Origin of the sequence: Listeria immobilis, assembly GCF_014322845.1 — a bacterium.
GTDB classification, from domain to species: Bacteria; Bacillota; Bacilli; order Lactobacillales; family Listeriaceae; genus Listeria; species Listeria immobilis.
This window is the reverse complement of record NZ_JAASUA010000004.1, coordinates 154,850-174,003: the sequence shown is the minus strand read 5'-3', so window position 1 is coordinate 174,003 and position 19,154 is coordinate 154,850. Positions and strand designations below refer to the sequence as shown.

The 19,154-nt window shown below is 34.8% G+C and carries 17 protein-coding genes and 5 tRNA genes; 7 read left to right on the top strand and 15 right to left on the bottom strand.

The window, feature by feature from the left end; translation table 11 throughout:
* Positions 1–3: 3 nt before the first annotated feature.
* The 5 genes from HCJ45_RS07465 to HCJ45_RS07445 form a co-directional block, all read right to left on the bottom strand.
* Positions 4–837, bottom strand: a complete 834-nt coding sequence (locus HCJ45_RS07465; protein ID WP_187124385.1) for a DUF1189 domain-containing protein — start codon at positions 835–837, stop codon at positions 4–6.
* Between the two features lie 27 nt (positions 838–864).
* Entirely contained in the window at positions 865–1,716 is an 852-nt protein-coding gene (locus tag HCJ45_RS07460; RefSeq protein WP_003722383.1) for a sugar ABC transporter permease, read from the bottom strand.
* Entirely contained in the window at positions 1,717–3,024 is a 1,308-nt protein-coding gene (locus tag HCJ45_RS07455) for a sugar ABC transporter permease (protein WP_187124384.1), read from the bottom strand.
* Between the two features lie 86 nt (positions 3,025–3,110).
* The gene (locus HCJ45_RS07450) at positions 3,111–4,373 is read right to left on the bottom strand and encodes an extracellular solute-binding protein (RefSeq protein ID WP_187124383.1); all 1,263 of its coding nucleotides are present in this window, start codon (positions 4,371–4,373) and stop codon (positions 3,111–3,113) included.
* A gap of 212 nt (positions 4,374–4,585) precedes the next feature.
* Positions 4,586–6,361: a glycoside hydrolase family 13 protein gene (locus HCJ45_RS07445; RefSeq protein WP_187124382.1), complete on the bottom strand. Its 1,776-nt coding sequence runs from the start codon at positions 6,359–6,361 to the stop codon at positions 4,586–4,588.
* Positions 6,362–6,606: 245 nt separating this feature from the next.
* Here HCJ45_RS07445 and HCJ45_RS07440 point away from each other — a divergent pair, with 245 nt between their 5' ends.
* Entirely contained in the window at positions 6,607–7,242 is a 636-nt protein-coding gene (locus HCJ45_RS07440) for a CPBP family intramembrane glutamic endopeptidase (protein WP_187124381.1), read from the top strand.
* Positions 7,243–7,278: 36 nt separating this feature from the next.
* On the opposite strand, the gene HCJ45_RS07435 is transcribed toward HCJ45_RS07440, so the two are convergent.
* The 3 genes from HCJ45_RS07435 to HCJ45_RS07425 form a co-directional block, all read right to left on the bottom strand.
* Positions 7,279–8,244, bottom strand: a complete 966-nt coding sequence (locus tag HCJ45_RS07435) for a LacI family DNA-binding transcriptional regulator (RefSeq protein WP_187124380.1) — start codon at positions 8,242–8,244, stop codon at positions 7,279–7,281.
* Positions 8,245–8,381: 137 nt separating this feature from the next.
* Positions 8,382–8,618: a hypothetical protein gene (locus tag HCJ45_RS07430; protein ID WP_185346057.1), complete on the bottom strand. Its 237-nt coding sequence runs from the start codon at positions 8,616–8,618 to the stop codon at positions 8,382–8,384.
* Between the two features lie 593 nt (positions 8,619–9,211).
* Positions 9,212–11,035: an APC family permease gene (locus HCJ45_RS07425; protein ID WP_187124379.1), complete on the bottom strand. Its 1,824-nt coding sequence runs from the start codon at positions 11,033–11,035 to the stop codon at positions 9,212–9,214.
* A 326-nt stretch (positions 11,036–11,361) separates the two neighbouring features.
* Between HCJ45_RS07425 and HCJ45_RS07420 the strand changes: the two genes are divergently transcribed.
* The 5 genes from HCJ45_RS07420 to HCJ45_RS07400 all read left to right on the top strand — a co-directional run bounded on the left by HCJ45_RS07420 (position 11,362) and on the right by HCJ45_RS07400 (position 11,914).
* Positions 11,362–11,433 (top strand) — tRNA-Glu (locus HCJ45_RS07420).
* 149 nt (positions 11,434–11,582) lie between these two features.
* Positions 11,583–11,656: transfer RNA gene (locus tag HCJ45_RS07415), tRNA-Thr, on the top strand.
* Between the two features lie 11 nt (positions 11,657–11,667).
* Positions 11,668–11,751: transfer RNA gene (locus HCJ45_RS07410), tRNA-Tyr, on the top strand.
* Positions 11,752–11,760: 9 nt separating this feature from the next.
* Positions 11,761–11,832, top strand: a tRNA-Gln gene (locus tag HCJ45_RS07405).
* 9 nt (positions 11,833–11,841) lie between these two features.
* Positions 11,842–11,914: transfer RNA gene (locus HCJ45_RS07400), tRNA-Lys, on the top strand.
* A 110-nt stretch (positions 11,915–12,024) separates the two neighbouring features.
* Here the strand turns inward: HCJ45_RS07400 and HCJ45_RS07395 are convergent.
* Positions 12,025–12,711: a Crp/Fnr family transcriptional regulator gene (locus tag HCJ45_RS07395; protein ID WP_187124378.1), complete on the bottom strand. Its 687-nt coding sequence runs from the start codon at positions 12,709–12,711 to the stop codon at positions 12,025–12,027.
* 495 nt (positions 12,712–13,206) lie between these two features.
* Here HCJ45_RS07395 and HCJ45_RS07390 point away from each other — a divergent pair, with 495 nt between their 5' ends.
* Positions 13,207–13,908 (top strand): Crp/Fnr family transcriptional regulator, encoded by a 702-nt coding sequence (locus HCJ45_RS07390; RefSeq protein WP_187124377.1) that lies wholly within the window; start codon positions 13,207–13,209, stop codon positions 13,906–13,908.
* Positions 13,909–13,949: 41 nt separating this feature from the next.
* Here the strand turns inward: HCJ45_RS07390 and HCJ45_RS07385 are convergent, their stop codons facing one another.
* The 6 genes from HCJ45_RS07385 to HCJ45_RS07360 are packed head-to-tail and all read right to left on the bottom strand — an operon-like array spanning position 13,950 to position 19,124.
* On the bottom strand, positions 13,950–14,849 hold the full coding sequence (locus HCJ45_RS07385) for a ketose-bisphosphate aldolase (protein ID WP_187124376.1): 900 nt from the start codon (positions 14,847–14,849) through the stop codon (positions 13,950–13,952).
* A 14-nt stretch (positions 14,850–14,863) separates the two neighbouring features.
* Entirely contained in the window at positions 14,864–15,718 is an 855-nt protein-coding gene (locus tag HCJ45_RS07380) for a ketose-bisphosphate aldolase (RefSeq protein ID WP_187124375.1), read from the bottom strand.
* 22 nt (positions 15,719–15,740) lie between these two features.
* On the bottom strand, positions 15,741–16,835 hold the full coding sequence (locus HCJ45_RS07375) for a PTS fructose transporter subunit IIC (RefSeq protein WP_185349037.1): 1,095 nt from the start codon (positions 16,833–16,835) through the stop codon (positions 15,741–15,743).
* 16 nt (positions 16,836–16,851) lie between these two features.
* The gene (locus tag HCJ45_RS07370) at positions 16,852–17,163 is read right to left on the bottom strand and encodes a PTS fructose transporter subunit IIB (RefSeq protein ID WP_185349025.1); all 312 of its coding nucleotides are present in this window, start codon (positions 17,161–17,163) and stop codon (positions 16,852–16,854) included.
* 12 nt (positions 17,164–17,175) lie between these two features.
* The gene (locus HCJ45_RS07365) at positions 17,176–17,649 is read right to left on the bottom strand and encodes a PTS sugar transporter subunit IIA (protein ID WP_187124374.1); all 474 of its coding nucleotides are present in this window, start codon (positions 17,647–17,649) and stop codon (positions 17,176–17,178) included.
* A gap of 11 nt (positions 17,650–17,660) precedes the next feature.
* The gene (locus HCJ45_RS07360; protein WP_187124373.1) at positions 17,661–19,124 is read right to left on the bottom strand and encodes a BglG family transcription antiterminator; all 1,464 of its coding nucleotides are present in this window, start codon (positions 19,122–19,124) and stop codon (positions 17,661–17,663) included.
* Between the last annotated feature and the right edge of the window lie 30 nt (positions 19,125–19,154).

Genomic DNA, 19,154 nt, shown 5'->3' with positions numbered 1-19,154 from the left:
TAATTAGCGACTAGCAGCCATATTTTTCTCACTAGTCTTATAAAATCTTGTCTTTAAAAATGTCCAAGCTATCATTAATACCATTCCAAGTGATTGGACAGCCATAATGATGGTTATATCAAAATAGATAAAGCCGATAGCGCATGCTGCAATCACTGGAATTCCCAGTGCATTCAGCGTTAAATTAAAAGATTCTTTAAAAGAGCCAATCTTTGAAAAGCTGCTCCGTTTTGTCATCCAAATGAAAAGCGACGTGAATATAGCTAGCATAAGCGAACTCACAAAGATTATCGAACCAATCATCATAACCATCGAAAGAAAGACAAATGCTTGGTTTTCTAAATACCATTGAGCTGAAATCCAATTTACTAATGATTCACCAGAAGTAATTTCCGCTAATGTGGCATCTTTTGGGTGGCTTACTTGGAATGTATAGCCACTTGCATCTTTTAACACCATTTCATTATTTTTGAAATTAATCACATTTTTAGCATTGCCAAGTTCTGCATCAGTTAAATTAACCCCAGAAACGCCATTAGCCGATTTCTCTACTAGATGAGCATTTTTATCCGTTAATTCGCCATTTTCAAGCGATAAGCCTTGTATATCATTTGCCAACTGATCTGTTCCAAGCGCAGCCATTCCCGGCATTATTTCTGGTAAGTCAAAACTTGTTTGATTAGCAAAATGAGCCGAAACTGGTAGTAACAGTAATGCATTTAAGAAAATAAATACAATCACCATTTGCCAAAATTTAAGTGCTTTTCGTCCGTCAAAAATGGCGCTTGGACCTAATGTGCTTTTTACATAGTGAATGATAAATGGAACTTTTTTCATTGATATCACAGCCTTTTTAAAAATCGATTATCCTTTTGTTCCACCAGCAGTTAGGCCAGAAACAAAATTCTTTTGCAAGAAGAAGAACAGTAAACAAATCGGTAAAGCGGCAAGAATGGCTCCTGCTGCGAATAACGCGACTTTTTGTTGTTGTGGATTGGCAATAAATGTTTGAAGTCCAACCGCAATAGTTAAGTTTTCTGGTGTTCTGAGTAAGAATTTAGCAAGTAAGAAATCGCCAAATGGTCCCATAAACGCCCATAATGCTTGCACGGCAATCATCGGCCTAACAAGTGGTAAAATAATCTGAGCAAAAATCCGGAAATGTCCTGCTCCGTCAAGTTTTGCCGATTCATCTAAATCACGAGGTACAGTATCAAAATAACCTTTCATCAGCCAAGTATTCATTGGGATTCCGCCACCAATATAAATCAATGTCAGGAACCAATACTGGTCAAGCGCGCCTAAAAGCATTGCCAAAACATAGAAAGCTGTAAGTGCCGCCATTGTAGGTACCATTTGAATAATCAGGAAGAAAATCAAGCTGTTTTTACGTCCTTTAAAACGGTATCGGCTATATGTATAACCGGCAAGCGTCACAATCGTTACTTGCATAATCATTGTTACGACAGCGATAATAAGTGTATTTTTGTACCAATCCAAATATAATGTTTCATTAAATAACCGAGTAAAATTATTTAGTGTCCAACTATCCGACCACTCTAATGTAAATGCTGCGATATTACCTGGTTTAAAGGCAGACGATGCTGTAATTAGAATCGGATACAAAATAATAATCGTTAACACGGTCAAAAATAAATACGTAAAAAACTGTGTTAAAAACTTCGTCGTCCGTTGATCTTTCATAAAATCTCTCATTTACATCATCTCCTCGTTCCCAAAGGCATTCGTTTTCTTAAAGGCAATCATCGAAACAGTAATAACGATAATTGAAATAAGTAGCGTTACAGCAGCTGCTACAGCATATTGTGGCGAAGTACCTGTTGTTAATTTATAAATCCATGAAATCAAGATATCCGTTGATCCAGCGCCTGCTCCGACACTTCCGGGACCACCTTCATTAAATAAGTATATAATCGAAAAATTATTAAAATTAAATGTATATTGTGTAATAAATACTGGTGCCGTTACAAATAAAATCATCGGCAAGGTAATTTTACGGAAACGCTGAATTGCGCTCGCCCCGTCAATTCTCGCTGCTTCATAAAGTTCACCTGGAATGGCTTGTAAAACTCCCGTTACCATAACATAAATATACGGGAAACCAAGCCAGCCTTGAATGCTAATCAGCGCTACTTTCGTCCAAAATGGATCCGTTTTCCAAGCTATTGCGTTCATATCAACAAACGGTAAATGATTAAGTAGTGGAATTACTTGTGTATTAATCGCGCCAATACTGTCATTAAACATATTAGAGAAACTCATAATAGTGATAAATGCTGGTACCGCCCATGGAAGCAAGAAAATAACTCCGAATAATCGCTTCCCTTTAATAAAGCTTTGGTTCGCCATAATGGCTGTAAATACCCCAACCACAATTTGGAGAGAAGTGGCACAAATAGTCCAAACGAGTGTCCATGAGAAAACACTTAGGAATGTGTCACGATACGAACTTAGGAAAAAGATATTAAAAAAGTTCTTAAAACCAACCCAGTCAATTAAATTAGCTGGTGGAATATGATAAAAGTCATAGTTGGTAAACGCCATAAAAAGTGTTACGAGTACTGGGAAAATAATAACAAACGTCATAACAAGGTATGCGGGTAATGTAAGTAAATAAGGAAAACCTTTATCAAGCATATTTTTTATAATCGCAAGTGCTGATTGGTTAACAGTTTCGCCCAGGTTCCACTGCATAGCCACACGTCTTGCATCAAAAATATTTATAAACCAAAAGCCTATAAATAGTAATGTCACAATTAATTGCAAAGTACCTTCAATCATTAAAAACAAGGAGTGGTCAACACCAGGAACAGATCCAAGTGTGATCAGGCCAATAAGTGCATTTAAGCCAATTGTAAAGAATTCTATGATAAACAAAGCAAATAGTGCAAAGAAAACAATCCCTTTAAAATTTTGTTTATTATAAAATTGACCAAGCCCAGGAATGATTGATAACAAAGTCGCCCTGCGAACATTTTTAATTTGTTTTTGTTCTAGTTTCATTTTGTTACCCTCAATTCTAGATATAGATTCACTGACTAAATGTTAAAATCGGCGGGCGCGCTCATCCATGCCCCGCCGATTCGGTATTATTTCGTATATTTTTGTGTTACATTATCTTCTATTACTTTCACCGCATCATCCGCTGATTCTTGTGGAGTTTTTGAACCTGATGCTGCATCAAACATTAGATTTTCAGCCCCAGTCCAAACTTCCGACATTTCAGGAATATTTGGCATTGGTTGTGCATTTTTATATTGTTCGATAACTGCATTAGTTAATTCATCATTTTTAGATTTCGCTGTATCACGTGCTTTTAAATTAGCAGGTACTTCATTTGTCATATCATATAAAGTTTCTTGACTTTGTTGGTTTGTTACATAGTCTAACCATTTTTGTGCTACATCTTTGTTTTTAGAATAATTGCTTACTACCCAACCTTTACCACCAGCAAATGGCGCATATTCTTTACCATTGTTTAGTGTTGGGATTTTTGCTACACCATAATTAATTTTCGCTTCTTTATAGTTAGCTGCCGACCATGGTCCACCTAAAATTGCGGCTGTTTTCCCTTTAACAAATTGGTCTTGAATGAAGTCATCTGCACTTTTATTATCTTGCATTCCTTTTGGCCATACATCTTGGAACCAACTTGTTGCATAGGTAATTCCTTCAACAGCCCCTTTATTATTTAGACCAATATCTTTTGGATTTGTACCTTCATCACCAAAAACGTAACCGCCATATCCTGCAAGAAGTCCATAAGAGAAGTAAAAGTCAGTCCATTTTGCTAAGAAACCAGTATTTTTTCCTTTTTCAGAAGTGAAGGCAAAACGTGGATCTTTCGCGATTGTTTCTAAATCTTTAAATGTTTCCGGTGCTTTATCAAGTAAATCTTTATTATAGTAAAGAACTAATGTTTCAATAATTGCTGGAGCGCCATAAATTTTATCGTCAATAGTCACCTGTTTTTGATCTTTTTCATCATAATCAGCTTTATTCTCTAGTTTTACTTCTGCCAAGTGGCCTTGTTGTCCGAGGCTACCAATTCTATCAAAAGCTGACATCATTACGTCTGGTGCAGTACCAGCTGGTCCATCAAGTGGCAGGGCTTCAAGTGTTTCAAACATGTCTTTTTCAACTACTTTAACTTTTACGTTATTATCACTTTCGAAATCACCTTTGATTTTATTAATATAGTCTTTGTATCCTGCATCAACAGAAACTGTAAGTGTTTTCTCCCCATCAGATGCGCCCGCTTTACTAGAATCTTTTCCGCCACCACATGCTGCCAAGCTTAAAGCCATTACTAAAACCGCTGAAACAATCCCCACTTTTTTAAAACGCTTCATCTACTTTTCCTCCTCTTTATGAAAAAAGCCGCTCTTTTTTGTCTGCTCATTAAGTCCCCATCTTTTTTCAAATCTTTTTAAAGTTTGTGAATTAGGTTAACCTATGCTTTTATTATATGCTGACATCGAAAGCGTTTACAAGAAGATTTCACATGTTACCGATAACAACATTTTTCTGGTAAACATGTGAAAAATTCCTTTACGCGTATGCTTTAACTGTTTTCTTTGATAACAAGAAATCCTTTTGCAGGGATAGTAAGATTTTCCGATACTATTTGATTGTTCCAAATATCAATCGCACTATTTCCAAATGAAATTGTGAAATCTTTTGCTTCTGTTGCTTGATTGAAAAGAAAATGCAGTTTTTCTCTATTTAATCCTTTCGTAAATGCGGTAATACCCGTTTTGCTGCTTGCATCCAACCATGTTAACTCGCCAGATGTGATAATCGCTTGGTTTTCTTTTCTAAGCGCAATCAATTTTTTCGTAAATGCTAACATAGATTGATTTTGTTTTGCTTCATCCCATTCCATACATTTACGGCAACCCGGATCATTTCCACCGTCCATCCCTATCTCAGTTCCATAATAAATACACGGAGAACCAGTGTGTGCGAACATAAAAGCAAGTGCTTGTTTTACTTTATCTTCGTCATTATTAGCACGTGTTAAAATGCGTGCTGTATCATGGCTATCGAGCATATTAAACATGACTTCATTAACTTGATTCGGATAGCGCATATATTGTTCATTAATACCAGAAACCATTTGCTCAGGTGTGATTTTCTCTTCAATAAAGTTTTCAATAATCGTTTGCGTAAATGGATAGTTCATTACCGCATGGAATTCATCTCCGAGTAACCAAATCCATGAGTCATGCCAAATTTCTCCCAAAATATAAATATCTTCTTTCTCAGCTTGGACTGCTTTTTTAAATTCTTTCCAAAAAGCATGATCCACCTCATTAGCAACATCTAAACGCCAACCATCAATATCAAATTCGCGAATCCAGTATGTTGCAATATCTAACAGGTACTTTTGAACTTCTGGGTTGGCTGTATTTAATTTCGGCATATGTGTTGTAAAAGCAAAGGTATCATAAGAAAGCGTTGGTTCTCCTTCAATATTCCCATTTTCATTTTGTCGAACGGGGAAGCTATGAATATGGAACCAATCACGATACGCCGATTTTTCTTCTTTTTCCATAACATCTTGCCATGCAGCTGAAGTGTCACCAATGTGATTAAATACCGCGTCTAACATTATTCGAATGCCCCGCTTATGTGCTTCTTGAACGAGTTTTCTAAAGGTTTCTTTATCGCCGAAATGCGGGTCAATTTTTTTATAATCAATGGTGTCATACTTATGGTTTGTTGGCGCCTCAAACACAGGAGTTAAATACACGCCATTAATACCAAGTTCCACTAAATAATCTAAATGTTGGATAATTCCTTCCAAGTCTCCACCAAAAAAATCTGTTGTACTTGGATCCTTACTTCCCCAAGGTAATACATTTTCTGGTGAAATAGCCGGATTTCCATTTGCAAAACGCTCTGGAAAAATTTGATACCAAATCGTATTTCCAACCCATTCAGGAGCTTTAAATGTATCTGCTGCATGGATAAATGGAAATTTAAAATAATAATCCATCGTCGCTAAATTCGCTTCTGTTGGTTCAAAAAAGCCGCGTCCGCCATAAAATGTTGTCATTCCTTCTGTATCTTTTAATAAAAAGCCATATTGAAGACGTCGATGTTCGGGTGTTATTGCAATAAACCAATAATCATGTTCTTCGGTTTCTGCAATTTTACGCATTAAAAACGATTCACTTTGCCATTTTTCATCTTTCCATAAGTAAGGGTCGGCAGCAATTAAAGTAACCTCGCTAATATCCATGCGTTTCGTTCTAATCCGAATATGTAGTGTTTTAGCGTCATAACTATAAGCATAGCTACTCGCTGGTTGATGATAAATCCCTGCTTTTTCCATTTTTTCTCCTCCTATATCACCTATCGTTCTATTTCAAATTAGCATTTCCATTAAAGCGTTTGCAACCTTTTCCTGCTCGTTAACGGTAACAAGATTTTAGACATTACATTTTAGTATAGAAGAAAGTCAGCATTTCTCTCCGTGTGCTAAGTGACAAGTTAGTAACTTTACTGATTTAAAGTAAAGAGCTATAATAACTCATGGACTAATCAAAGCTCTTTAACATGGTCTAAAAGGAGGATACAATGGAAAATACTTTAAGCGATAAAAAACAAGGTTATTGGTTATTTTTCAGCGCAATCATTATTGGTATTCTTTTTCTTCTTTTGCCACACATCATTTCCAATATTGAAATGTTAACATTCATAGGTGCTATTTTTAATGCTTTATGTATGGGAATTGTTGCTTTTATCATATTGAAAGCAACATTTTTAGATTGGTTTAAACATTTTAGTTTCAAATGGATACTTATTGGTGCTCCTGCAATATTTATTATCAGTTCCATATTTAATTATCTTTGGGCTTATTTTGCAGGTGCTACTATTGAAAATAGCATCAACAGCGTTCTTACATGGTCTTATGTCTTCACCACTATTCCATTTATGATACTTGGCGAAGAATTGATCTCTATCAGCTTGCTGTTCGCTGCTTGGAAAAAATGGAACTGGAAATTTTGGCAAGCTTCCTTGCTCACTTCCTTCCTTTTTGCAACCTGGCACTTAACTTCCTATGATTTTAATTTTCTGCAATGTATCATTACATTAGTACCAGCCAGACTTATTTTAAATTACTTATTTAAGAAAACGAACTCCATTTGGGTTACATTTATTGTTCACTTTATTTTTGATTTATTAGCATTTTTACCAATTTTAATCCAATAAAAAAGACGCTAGGAATAAAGATTCCTAGCGTTTTTATCACTCTTCTTTTCCAGTTGTAGAGGCTCGTATCAGTAATTCGGGAGTAAATAATAGGTTTCCTTGAGGCTTTCCATGATCATTAATTTTAGCAAGTAACATCTTTGCAAGTTCCTCCCCCATTTCTACAACAGGAGAACGAACAGTCGTAATCTTGGGAGATGAAATTCTATCTAAAAATACCCCATCAAATCCCGTTACAGCAACATTTTCACCAAAACGACGTCCAAAAGCTGCTGCTGCACGAACGACGCCAATCGCAATTCGATCTGATGCACAGACAATGGCAATTTTTTCTGAATTATAACGTAATAATTCAAATGCTTTCTCTTCTGAAACACTTGAACTATTAGCAATAAAATAGCTTTCTGGTTGCAAATGGTGTTTTTTCATTACTTCTTCATAACCTTCTAAACGTGATTTCATAAATTGCTCATCCAATAAGTCAATTCCTAAAAATACAATTCGTGTAAAGCCGATTTCAACCATATGTTCTGTGGCAAGCGCTGTTCCTTTCTTATTGTCCACATCAATCGAATCATAGCCACGTTTATTTTCACCATAGAAAATAACTGGTTTATCAATATCTAAAATACCCATCTCATAATCTTTATCACGTATCCCAGTAACGATTAAACCATCGTAAGCGCCAATATTTCTAGATCGTTGTGTAACAAGTTGCAGCGAATAATAATATTTATCAAGCTCTCTACTAATCCCAGTTAATAAATTCATATAATATGGTTCTACCGTATCAATTTCTTCTAAAATTAAAAATTTAATTACTTGTGTCCTATTTTGAACAAGCGCTCGAGCCGCATAATTCGGTACATACTCTAACGCTTCCATTGCACTATAAACAAGCATTTTCAGTTCATCTGAAACTTGGTCTGGATGATTAATAACCCGTGAAACTGTCATTTTGGAGACATTCGCCCGTTTTGCAACATCTGCTAAAGTTGCCATCTCCAACCTCCTCCATTCATAATCTTCCTTATTGTACCATCTTTTCCATAAAAAAAAATATCTATTAACCAACAAAAAAGCATTCTCACAAAAAATGCGAAAATGCTTGGTTAAATTTTATTATGTAATAGTTCACTTTATAGTGTTTGCCACTTTTTTTGTGAAACTCTTCTCGCTTTTGAATGTTGATAAGCTTTAATAAGCATTCTAAGTAATTGATGCGCCCCACCAATGATAGTTCCAATCACCGTAGCGACGAGCGTAGTTGTCAGAAAACTAACAAACGGAAAACTAGTTGCATTCATTGCAGCAATTCCCAATATAAAAACGATTATAGTAGGTAGTACATAATACCTAATATCTTGTTCTTGCATACAAAGCGCTCCTTTACTAACATAATTACTCCATCAACTATTGAAATTATAACGCGAAAACTGGCTTTTTTCAAGGCTTCAGAGGATTTTTAAATTAACTACTAAATTGCACAAATGGCTATATAAAGCCATTTGTTTTTATATTCCAAATACACTCATTTTGAATTCATCAAAAAGAAAAATTTGTTACCACTTTGTAATATTAATTAAGTCCTTTTCCCTAATTTGTATCTAACTAATATTTATTCATTTCAGTATATAAGTATTAAAATTAACTTTTCTATTTACACAAGAAAAGGATTGTTTTACTAATATCGTATACAATTCGTCTTTATTCTTTTTGCTAAGTAAAAAAAATCAACCAATTATTAAAAAAAATAATTTTTCATTGAAATATTGATTTTCTTTTAAATTTTTTCCTTATATTCCGATTTTGCTTTAAGAAAAATAAGATTTTCCAGCTATATTTGCTTTTAAAATGGCGTTTTCCTCTTTTTACAAATAAATTAAATCTAGTTACACTTACGTTGTTCCATTATAAAAAACGGAAGAGCATCCCTCTTCCCCCGAAGTGCTCTTCCGTTTTTCTCTTGCTATTCTTTTAAATGATAAGGGTAAGTCGAAACAACGACATCTCTTTTCATTAGAAGTCTTGTACGAATCAATAGACTTGTTTGGTTATGAAGAAGATTTTGCCAACCTTTTCTAGGGATAAATTGCGGTATTAATACCGTAAGTGAGTAATTGTCTTGATCTGCTTTTTGTTTCGCGGTATCAATAAATTTCATTAATGGATCTGAAATAGAGCGATACGGTGAAAACAGATTGGCAATTCGTACTTCAGGATGTACCCTATTCCATCTTTCAACAAATTCCTTTTCCTGTTTTTTATCAATAGAAATGTGGACAGCTATGACTGTATCACCAATAGATTTAGCATATTGCAATGCCCCTTCTACAACTTTGGTGGTATCAGATACACAGATAATAACGGCATTTCCTTTAAAATCAGGCAAGTCCATTGTTTCATCAATTCTCAGTTGTGGTCCTACTTTACGATAGTGATGCCTTGTACGGTGGAACACATAAATCATAATTGGCATGAAAATAAATACCGGCCAAACAGACTCTATACGCGTTAAGAATAAGACAATTAATACTGTAAATGATATTGATGCACCAAGTAAGTTTGCCGATAATGACTTTTTCCAGCCTTTGGGACGCTGTTTCCACCATTTTACAATCATTCCTGTTTGCGATAGCGTAAATGGAATAAATACACCGACTGAGTATAGTGGAATAAGTAGCTCTGTTTTTCCTTTAAATAATATAATAAGTAATATCGAGCCAATCGCTAATGTAATAATTCCATTTGAATAGCCTAATCTGTCTCCTCTTGCTAAATACATTCTTGGCATAAATTTATCTTTTGCTAAATTATAAGCTAGAAGTGGGAAGGCTGAGAAACCTGTATTAGCCGCTAAAACTAAAATAAGTGCAGTTGTCGCTTGAACAAAATAAAACATAAAGTTTCTACCAAATACATTTTCTGCAATTTGTGATAACACGGTTACTTTTAACTCTGGAACAGTCCCATATACAAAAGCAAGAACAGTTATTCCGACAAAGAAAAAACCGAGTAATCCAGCCATTAGTGTTAACGTTTTAGCTGCATTTTTTGGTCGAGGTTCTTTAAACAATGGAACTGCATTAGAAATAGCCTCTATCCCCGTCAAAGATGCTGACCCTGATGCAAATGCTCTTAGTAGCAAGAAAATCGTTACGCCCTGTACATGTGTCCCTACAGCAGCTGTTTCATGACTAGCATCCATTCCAGTTAATACTTTAAATAAACCAGTAAAGATAAGTGCAATTATAGAGAAAACAAATAAGTATACTGGAATTGCGAGCAAGCTAGCTGATTCTGTAATGCCTCGCAAATTAATAATCGTTACTATAACAACTAATATTACAGCAATTGGTACAGCAAATGGATAAAGGGAGGGCACAGCTGAAATGATTGCATCCGTTCCAGATGAAACACTTACAGCTACAGTAAGCATATAATCGACAAGCAATGATCCGCCGGCAATTAAACCTGCATTATTCCCTAAATTCTCCCTAGAAACAATATAGGCGCCTCCACCTTGCGGATACGAGTAAATAATTTGTTTATACGATAAATTAAGCGCAAACAGAAGAACAAGAACACAAAGCGCTATAGGTAACGAATACCACATAGCCGCAGCACTAACAGTTACAAGTACCAGTAAAATCTGTTCTGTCCCATATGCTATAGAAGAAAGTGCATCGGATGATAGAACAGCTAAAGCCTTTAATTTCCCTAATTTTTGGTCTCCAGCTTCTGAAGTTTTCAGAGGGCGGCCGATTAATAGTCTTTTTAGCGGTGAAGCCATTATATTCCCTACCTTTTTTATTTGATTTTCAACCTAAATTCCAATTAACCAGACACATTATAGCACAGCTAATTTTAGATTGTAACATTAATCTATTTTATTTTATTAATATAGCTTTCTATTCCGTTTGAATCTGTTACTAACGCTATGTTTTTCATTTTATTTTTTATCTGGAAACTTCTATAGATACACATACCCATTAAGTTTGTATTTCACTCTTTTTCCGTGTGATTATTTTCAGAAAAAAAAGAAATTAATTTAGGTATTTACAAATGCTACCCTTTTTTTATATAATAGTTTCTAGCGGTAAAAAACATTTATGTGATGGCCCGTTGGTCAAGCGGTTAAGACACCGCCCTTTCACGGCGGTAACACGGGTTCGATTCCCGTACGGGTCACTTTTTTATTTTTAATTAACCAGCAAAAAATATTTTTGTTTTTTTGAAAAAAAAGCTGGTAAAAATAACAAAAATGTTATATTATATATTAGTATCTGTTTTGAAGGATTAATTAGATTTCGATTTGCCAGCAGTGAGAGCAATTCTTTGCCGACTTAGCTCAATCTGGTAGAGCAACTGAATCGTAATCAGTAGGTTGCGGGTTCAATTCCTGCAGTCGGCATCTTTTATAACGGAGGGGTAGCGAAGTGGCTAAACGCGGCGGACTGTAAATCCGCTCCTTCGGGTTCGGTGGTTCGAATCCACTCCCCTCCACCATTTTATTATTGGGCTATAGCCAAGCGGTAAGGCAACGGATTTTGATTCCGTCATGCGCTGGTTCGAATCCAGCTAGCCCAGTCATATTTAGAGCCGTTAGCTCAGTTGGTAGAGCATCTGACTTTTAATCAGAGGGTCGCTGGTTCGAACCCAGCACGGCTCATACTTAATGAAAGCGAGAAAAAATTTTCTCGCTTTTTTTGATGTAAAAAAAGAGTTAGAAGTTATTTTAACTAACTTCTAACTCGCTTTTCTGATATAATAACTGCTATTTTAGGCTTGTAATTCCTTCCAAGTATCGTCGGATTTTTTCAATAAAATAAAAGACTTGGAATCTTCTGCTAAAAATCCAGACTCTATTAACTTTCCGCAAAGGTGAGTAACAGATCTCACTGATAGATTAGAATAATTTGCGATTATTTTTCTAGTGAAACATTTTGGAATTATTATCATTCCTTCTTGTTCACTTCCAAAAAACTCTCCTAATTGTTCTAAGGAATCTTTTAATCTACTTTCGCCATTTCCACGCATGAGATTACATTTTTCAATAAGCACGTTTTCATGATTTCGATTATTAAGGTATAGATAAAGCCATCCTTCTTGCATCCCAATTATGGAACAAATAATATCTTCCTTATTAAATTCGTATGCAGTGACAGTATCTATTACTCTAGTTGTATATAGATTAGCTTCAGCCATAAAATAATCGTTTAAACCCGCAATTTGATTTGCTCCTAAAAAACTAACTACATTGCCTTCTTTTTCCAATGATACTATCCCTTTTTCAATAAAATAAACCTTGGAATTAATTGTATCTTCGGATAATAAAATGCTATTATTAGGTATTTTTATTTTGTTATAAGAAATTTTATTATCAATTAAAGTTTGCAAAAAACGTTGAAAGCCAAATTCCTCTTCTAAGACTTTTTTGCTATATAAATTTTCAAACATTGATTGCATAATTCCCCATCTCATTTCTACTTTTTGATTGTTAAAAATATATGTCATTGATGTAATGAGTGTTCTTACAAGTGATGATACTATCAAATAGTTTTAAAAGGAACCCAGTAAAAAAGCTAAATTTCCCGCTTTATTGGTGTTTTTTTGACTTTTTTGTCACATTTATTTTCCCAATGTTCCTTTAAAGGTTGGTTTGTTTTTTTAATCTATCTATATTATAGGTCAGAGTGCGGTTCTTCATATTTTATCCATATTTTGAAAGTGTCTTTTGAAGGGAAAATTCATTTTATTTCTATGCTAAAATGTTAGTTTTACTTAAATTCCTGCTCACTTTAGCTGAATTATGAATTATTTGTGACATTTTGTTGGAATTTAAAAGTGTTCTTTTCCGATTATAATTAACTTAAAATCATTCATCTAGAAGAATAAAATAGAAAGAAACGTTTTATTTGCAGTGGTTTCGGGAAGATTAAAACTACGAAGGGGAGAGATTATATGTATTTAAAAGAAACATTAGATCAATTTGCTTCACCAGCAAATATGCTTAAATTATTAAAAAAAGATCCTAGTTTTAATAAACACTGTATTCAAGAGCGTTTGGAAGAAGGTACCACTATAACCTCAGATAAACGAAGAAAATATATTTACATAATAGTAGATGGCTTTATGAAATTAATTTTTGAAGGTATTGATAAACAGAATTTCGTTTTTATTTTGCAACATGGCTCTTTTCCCCATCTTCCTGTATACTCTGAAGATATTCCAAAACATACAAAGTTAGTCGCTTTAACTGATGTTATTTGGTGGCGGATTGATTTTCAGTTTTTCAAAAAAATGATGGAGCTTGAGGATCCCAGAAATTATTTAATGCTTCACCAACTTGCAGAGACACGTAGAAAGTTATATATAATTGCTATTCAAGAAAAATTAAGTGCACGAGATAGTATCTATTTTTCATTAAATACGATGATGGATTTCGGGTTACAAATTTCTGCAAATGTCATGGAGTTACCAGAATTTCTTACTTACCAAGAGCTTGCCAGCCATGCAAATACATCTAAAAGCTATACTTCTAAGGTGCTTATGGAATTACGTGAGGAAGGCATTTTAGACTCACAAAAAAAGCCTTGGAGAATTAATGATGTTCAAAGGATTAAAAAACTTATTAATATTGAAAATTTACAAGCTTACTTATAAAAAACGAAGAGTGCAAAAGGAGCACTCTTCGTTTTTTAGTATTAAATTAAATCGCTACGCCAAACTGGTATATTACTTTGTTGATACTTTTCAACTTGATTTACAGAATGAAAAAGTTCCATTTTATTTTTCACCACTGCTTTTGCTGCTTCAATGCATTCTGGGTAAATGGCGTTAGCATCCCAAAGTTCCGTTGTGCTCAAAATTTCTCGACATTTCTTATAAAAAGCATATTTATAATCACTAGAGATATTTACCTTTTGAATTCCTATCTTAACAGCTGCTTCAATTTCTGTATCTGGATTAGCAGAACCTCCGTGTAGTACTAAGGGAATGTTTACTAAGTCTTTAATTTCTTGGAGTATATCTAAGCGTAGTTTTGGCTCCTTGTCTTTAGGATAAATACCGTGTGCTGTTCCAATAGCTACTGCTAAAGTATCCACCCCAGTTCGACTAATATATTCCTCCGCTTCTTCAGGTTTTGTATAAATAATCTCGCTTACACCACCCTCAATGCTGTTTCCTGTTTTCCCAATCGTACCAAGTTCTCCTTCTACAGATATGCCAAGTTTATGGCAGACATCAACAACTTCTTTTGTCACACGAATATTTTCTTCAAATGGTAACAGGGATCCATCAATCATGACTGAACTAAAACCGCAACGGACAGCTCGCATCACATCGCCCATATTATCACCATGATCTAAATGAAGTACAAATGGTACAGGGCTATTTTTAATTCTTGCAAGTACATATTCAAAAAAATCATCTTTTGTGAAATCTAGCTCAGTTGGATGGACAGCAATAATTGCCGGTGCATTGTTCTTTTCTGCTTCTTCTACTACTACACGTAAAAAATTACTATCAGCGACATTAAATGCCCCTACCGCAAACTTGTTTTCCTTGGCTACTTCTAATAATTGCTTCATATTAACTAACATTTTTCATTCTCCTTTTAAAGTGATTTTCCGTTAGATCCGGATAATAGAATATAATATTTAACCGCTTCTTTGCCGGCTTGGATTGTTTCATGAATTAAATCAACAAAACTAACCCCTGGCGTTTCTTGTTGTAATTCTTTGATTTTGGTTGCTTGAGCTTTCATAAAGTCAGAACCTACATTGATTTTATTAATTCCAAGCTGAATTGAAGTGGTAATGTTTTCAGCGCCACATCCAGAGCCACCATGTAGAACTAGTGGCATTTTCGTAGCAGCTTTAATTTCTTGAACAATATCGAATTGAAAGGCTGGTGTGAAGCCAGCTGGATAGTCCCCATGAGAAGATCCATATGAGATCGCCAGTGCATCAATGCCAGTTCGTTTTGCAAAATCAATAGCAATTTTCGGTTCTGTATACATTGCTTGATTTGTGTAATTATCCCCTGTCACTGCTCCGATATTGCCAACTTCTGCTTCTACACTTGCATTATAAACTTCTGCAAATTGGACCATTTCTTTTGTAATCGCTACATTTTCCTCATATGGATGACTGGATGCATCCATCATCACACTAGAGAACCCATCAGCTAAGCACTGCTTTACAATGGCTACATCTTGTCCATGATCTAAATTAATAGCTACTTCAACGCTTGCTTCTTCTGCCATTTTGATAATCGGTTTTGTTAAAAATCGACTTCCCAAGTGTGTTTCTAAATGTTCTTGCAATAAATCAATAATAATTGGCGCTCTAAGTTCTTGCGCTGCATCAATTACTGCTTTTGCGGTTTCTAAATTAAAACAATTAATCGCCATGACTGCATACTTCCCTTGATTGGCACGGTGCAGCATTCCTTTCATTGAAACATACACTGTCTGTATCTCCTTCCTAACTCTACGAAATTTTAATTCCAGACAAATCGACTTCTTCTTCCTCTTCTAAACCTTGATCTGCAATTATCTCCTCTTCTTTGGTTGGTTCTCGTTTTAAAATTAGTAGCATTGCAGCTGTGACACAAGTTCCAATCAGTAATGCTAAACAAAATAGTAATGGCTCATTCATTGCAGGTACGATAAACATGCCTCCTGATGGAACGGGTGAGCCAATTCCCCATGTCATACTAAGACCTCCACCTACAGCAGCACCTAATGTACAAGAAACAATTACTCGAATTGGATCAACTGCCGCGATGGGAATTACGCCTTCTGTTATCATACAAATCCCCATTGGAAAGGCAATTTTAATATTATCTTCTTCTGATTTAGTGTATTTTTTCTTTTTGATAAGTTTAGAAACAACCCATGAAAGCGTTACTCCAAACGGTGGAACCATTGACGCAAGAATTTTCACCGCTTCTGGCTCCTTTACACCTTCAAGTAGCAACCCATCGGCGAATAATGAAGCTACTTTATTTACTGGACCACCAAAGTCAAATGCAGCCATTCCACCTAGTACTGCGCCAAAAACAAACCTCATACTGCCTTGCATTCCTTGTAAGAAATTTGTCATCGCATCTGTTGCCCACACAATAGGAACACCAATAACAAAATACATTAGAAGCCCTATAACCAAACTACTTATAAGTGGAATAATCATCATAGGCATTAAACCTTGCGCCCATTTTGGTACTTTCAAATATTTCACTAGGATAAGTACAAAGTAACCAACTAGATAACCACCAAGCATTCCTCCCAAAAAGCCTGCTCCGATAGAATTGGCAATAACCCCCATCAGTAGTCCTGGAGCAATACCCGGCCTGTCAGCTATCGAATAAGCAATCGCAGCCGCAATGACTGGTGCAAGTAAGCCCATCCCAAGAACACCTAGCGATACAAGGGCATCAGGGATAGAGTAAGGTGCTTTATAATCTAAAATCACCTGTCCACTTGTTAAATTTCCAATGGCAATAAGTAACCCTGAGGCAACAACTAACGGTAACATATACGAAATCGCTGTAAGAGCATGTTTTTTGATTTGCAGTTTTTTCATCATACCGGTCCACTCCCTAGTTATTTATTTCATTATCTATTTTTGTAATAATTTGTTTTGGTGCTTTAATAGCTAAATCAGTTGGAATTTCGACTACTTTTTTCCCTTTAAAACGATCCTTTCCGCTAACTTTAATGTCTGCTGCAATAATTACTACATCCGCATTTTTTAATTGTTCTGCTGAGAGTTCATCTTCAATACCAATTGTTCCTTGTGTCTCAATATGAATGTTATGTCCAAGGGCAATTCCAGCTTTCGTTAGTTTTTCTTTGGCAATATAGGTATGTGCAATTCCTGATGTACATGCTGCAATTCCAATAATATTCATCCTAAACTCCTCCTAAATCTGGTTTTTAGCTAACAATTTAATGAATGCTTCTTTTGTCTGTACAGTTTGAAATTGTCCTATCACCTCATCATCTGCAAGTAAAATCGCTACTTTTTGAAGTAATTTTATATGGGTTGTCGTAGCATCTGAATTTTTGACTGCGAAAAGAATAATAATATTAACTGGTTTATCGTCTAAAGATTCCCATTCTATCGGATTTTGCGTTCGTCCTACCGCAATGGAAGTATTAGTTACACTAGCAGATTTACCATGTGGAATAGCCACCCCTTCACCTAGGCCAGTTTTCCCTTCTTCTTCCCGGTATAACACGTCTGCTATAAAAGCTTTTTTATCTGCAACCGCGCCAGCTTTAACTAGTAAATCAGTTAGTTCTTCAATTACTTCTAATTTGGTTGTTGCTTGTAATTCTAGATTTACAAGTGCTGGATTAATGACTTTGCTAATATCTAACTCTTGAATATCCATATATTCCCCTCCTATAAACTTTCCATTAATTTTTTCACCATCAACTTATCTTTCTCTGTAAACATTGCGCTTACTAGTAGTGAAGGAATCTCTTCATTGTTATCTGTTTTAATTGTTGTTAGAATAAAATCAATATTCCGATAGTCTTGTATATTATTTTTGAATCTTGTAGATGATAAAACGTCCACTATTTCTACATCAGGAAATGCTTTTTGCACTTTTACTTTTAATAATTCAGATGTGCCAATCCCGCTTGAACACATGATAAGAATTCGTTTTATTAAAGGTGATTGTTCCATATGTTTGGCAAAGTAGATGGTTATATAGCCAATTTCATCATCAGATATGGTTTGGAGGTTAAAAGTTTTAGCAACGTCTCTAGCCGTATCTTTAATGATTTCAAATAGATTTCCATACTCCAATTTAATATCACTTAATAAATTATTTTTAATATTTATCTGGTGGTTCATTCGGTTTACCATTGGCTTCATATGACTTAAAAGTTCAATTTTCAGCTGCTTTTTATTGATAGGAATATTAATTTTTGCGGCCACTTCATTAATATAAAAATCGGTCATTTCCTCCACTATCGGTAGTACATTGTTAGGAAATAGTTCAATTTCATGATTAAAACGTGAAGAAATTAAATATTGGAGAAAATTAAAAGTCTCGCGTTCTGGTAGTTTCATTTTCAAATATTGTTCAATCGCCTCAATCGCTTCAACTGCAATTATGTGGAGTGTCTCATTTGTAATAACATACGTTTCGCTTTCACTACTTTCACCAAATTCTTCCACCTCACCTTGTCGAAAACGATTAATCAAAATATAAAGATGCGAGAAAATATTAATATCATATGGATAAGGGATACTTATAGCTAGTTTATTTTCGATAATTTCCATTTGTTGCACGATAAATTGCACATCCGCTTTATTTAAATCACTATAATCCGTTTTCAAATCATCGTAGCTAGATAAATCCAAATTGTTAATTACCTCATTAATTGCTATTCGAATATTTTCTTCTGTTCCAACCACACGTATTTCTTTTTGCTTTTTTTCAATGGTTAAATGATACTTTGTGATCGATTGGTTTAACAGCGCAAAATCATTTTTAATGGAGTTGTAACCGACATAATAACCTTCATATAAATGATGGATATTTAAATACTTAGGTGATTTAAATAATATTTGAAGTAATATTTTTTCTCTTCTTTCAGTAGGTGTATAGCCAAAAATATCTTCTGAAGTCTCTAACTTTGCTTGAATATAGGACTTATAATCAAGTTTAAAACCACGTCCTTTTTCCGAAATCAAGATGTCTTTCTTACCTGTTGCGTTATTAATATTTTTGATTCTGCGATAAATCGTTTTAGAAGAAACATCTAAAATTTCCGCTAGTTGATTAGCTGTTAAAAAGTCATTTTTCGTTAAGAACAAGTTAATTAATGCTCGCTCCGTTTTAGTTAGAAGCATTTCATCACCTCCTCTACGGTCTATTATACA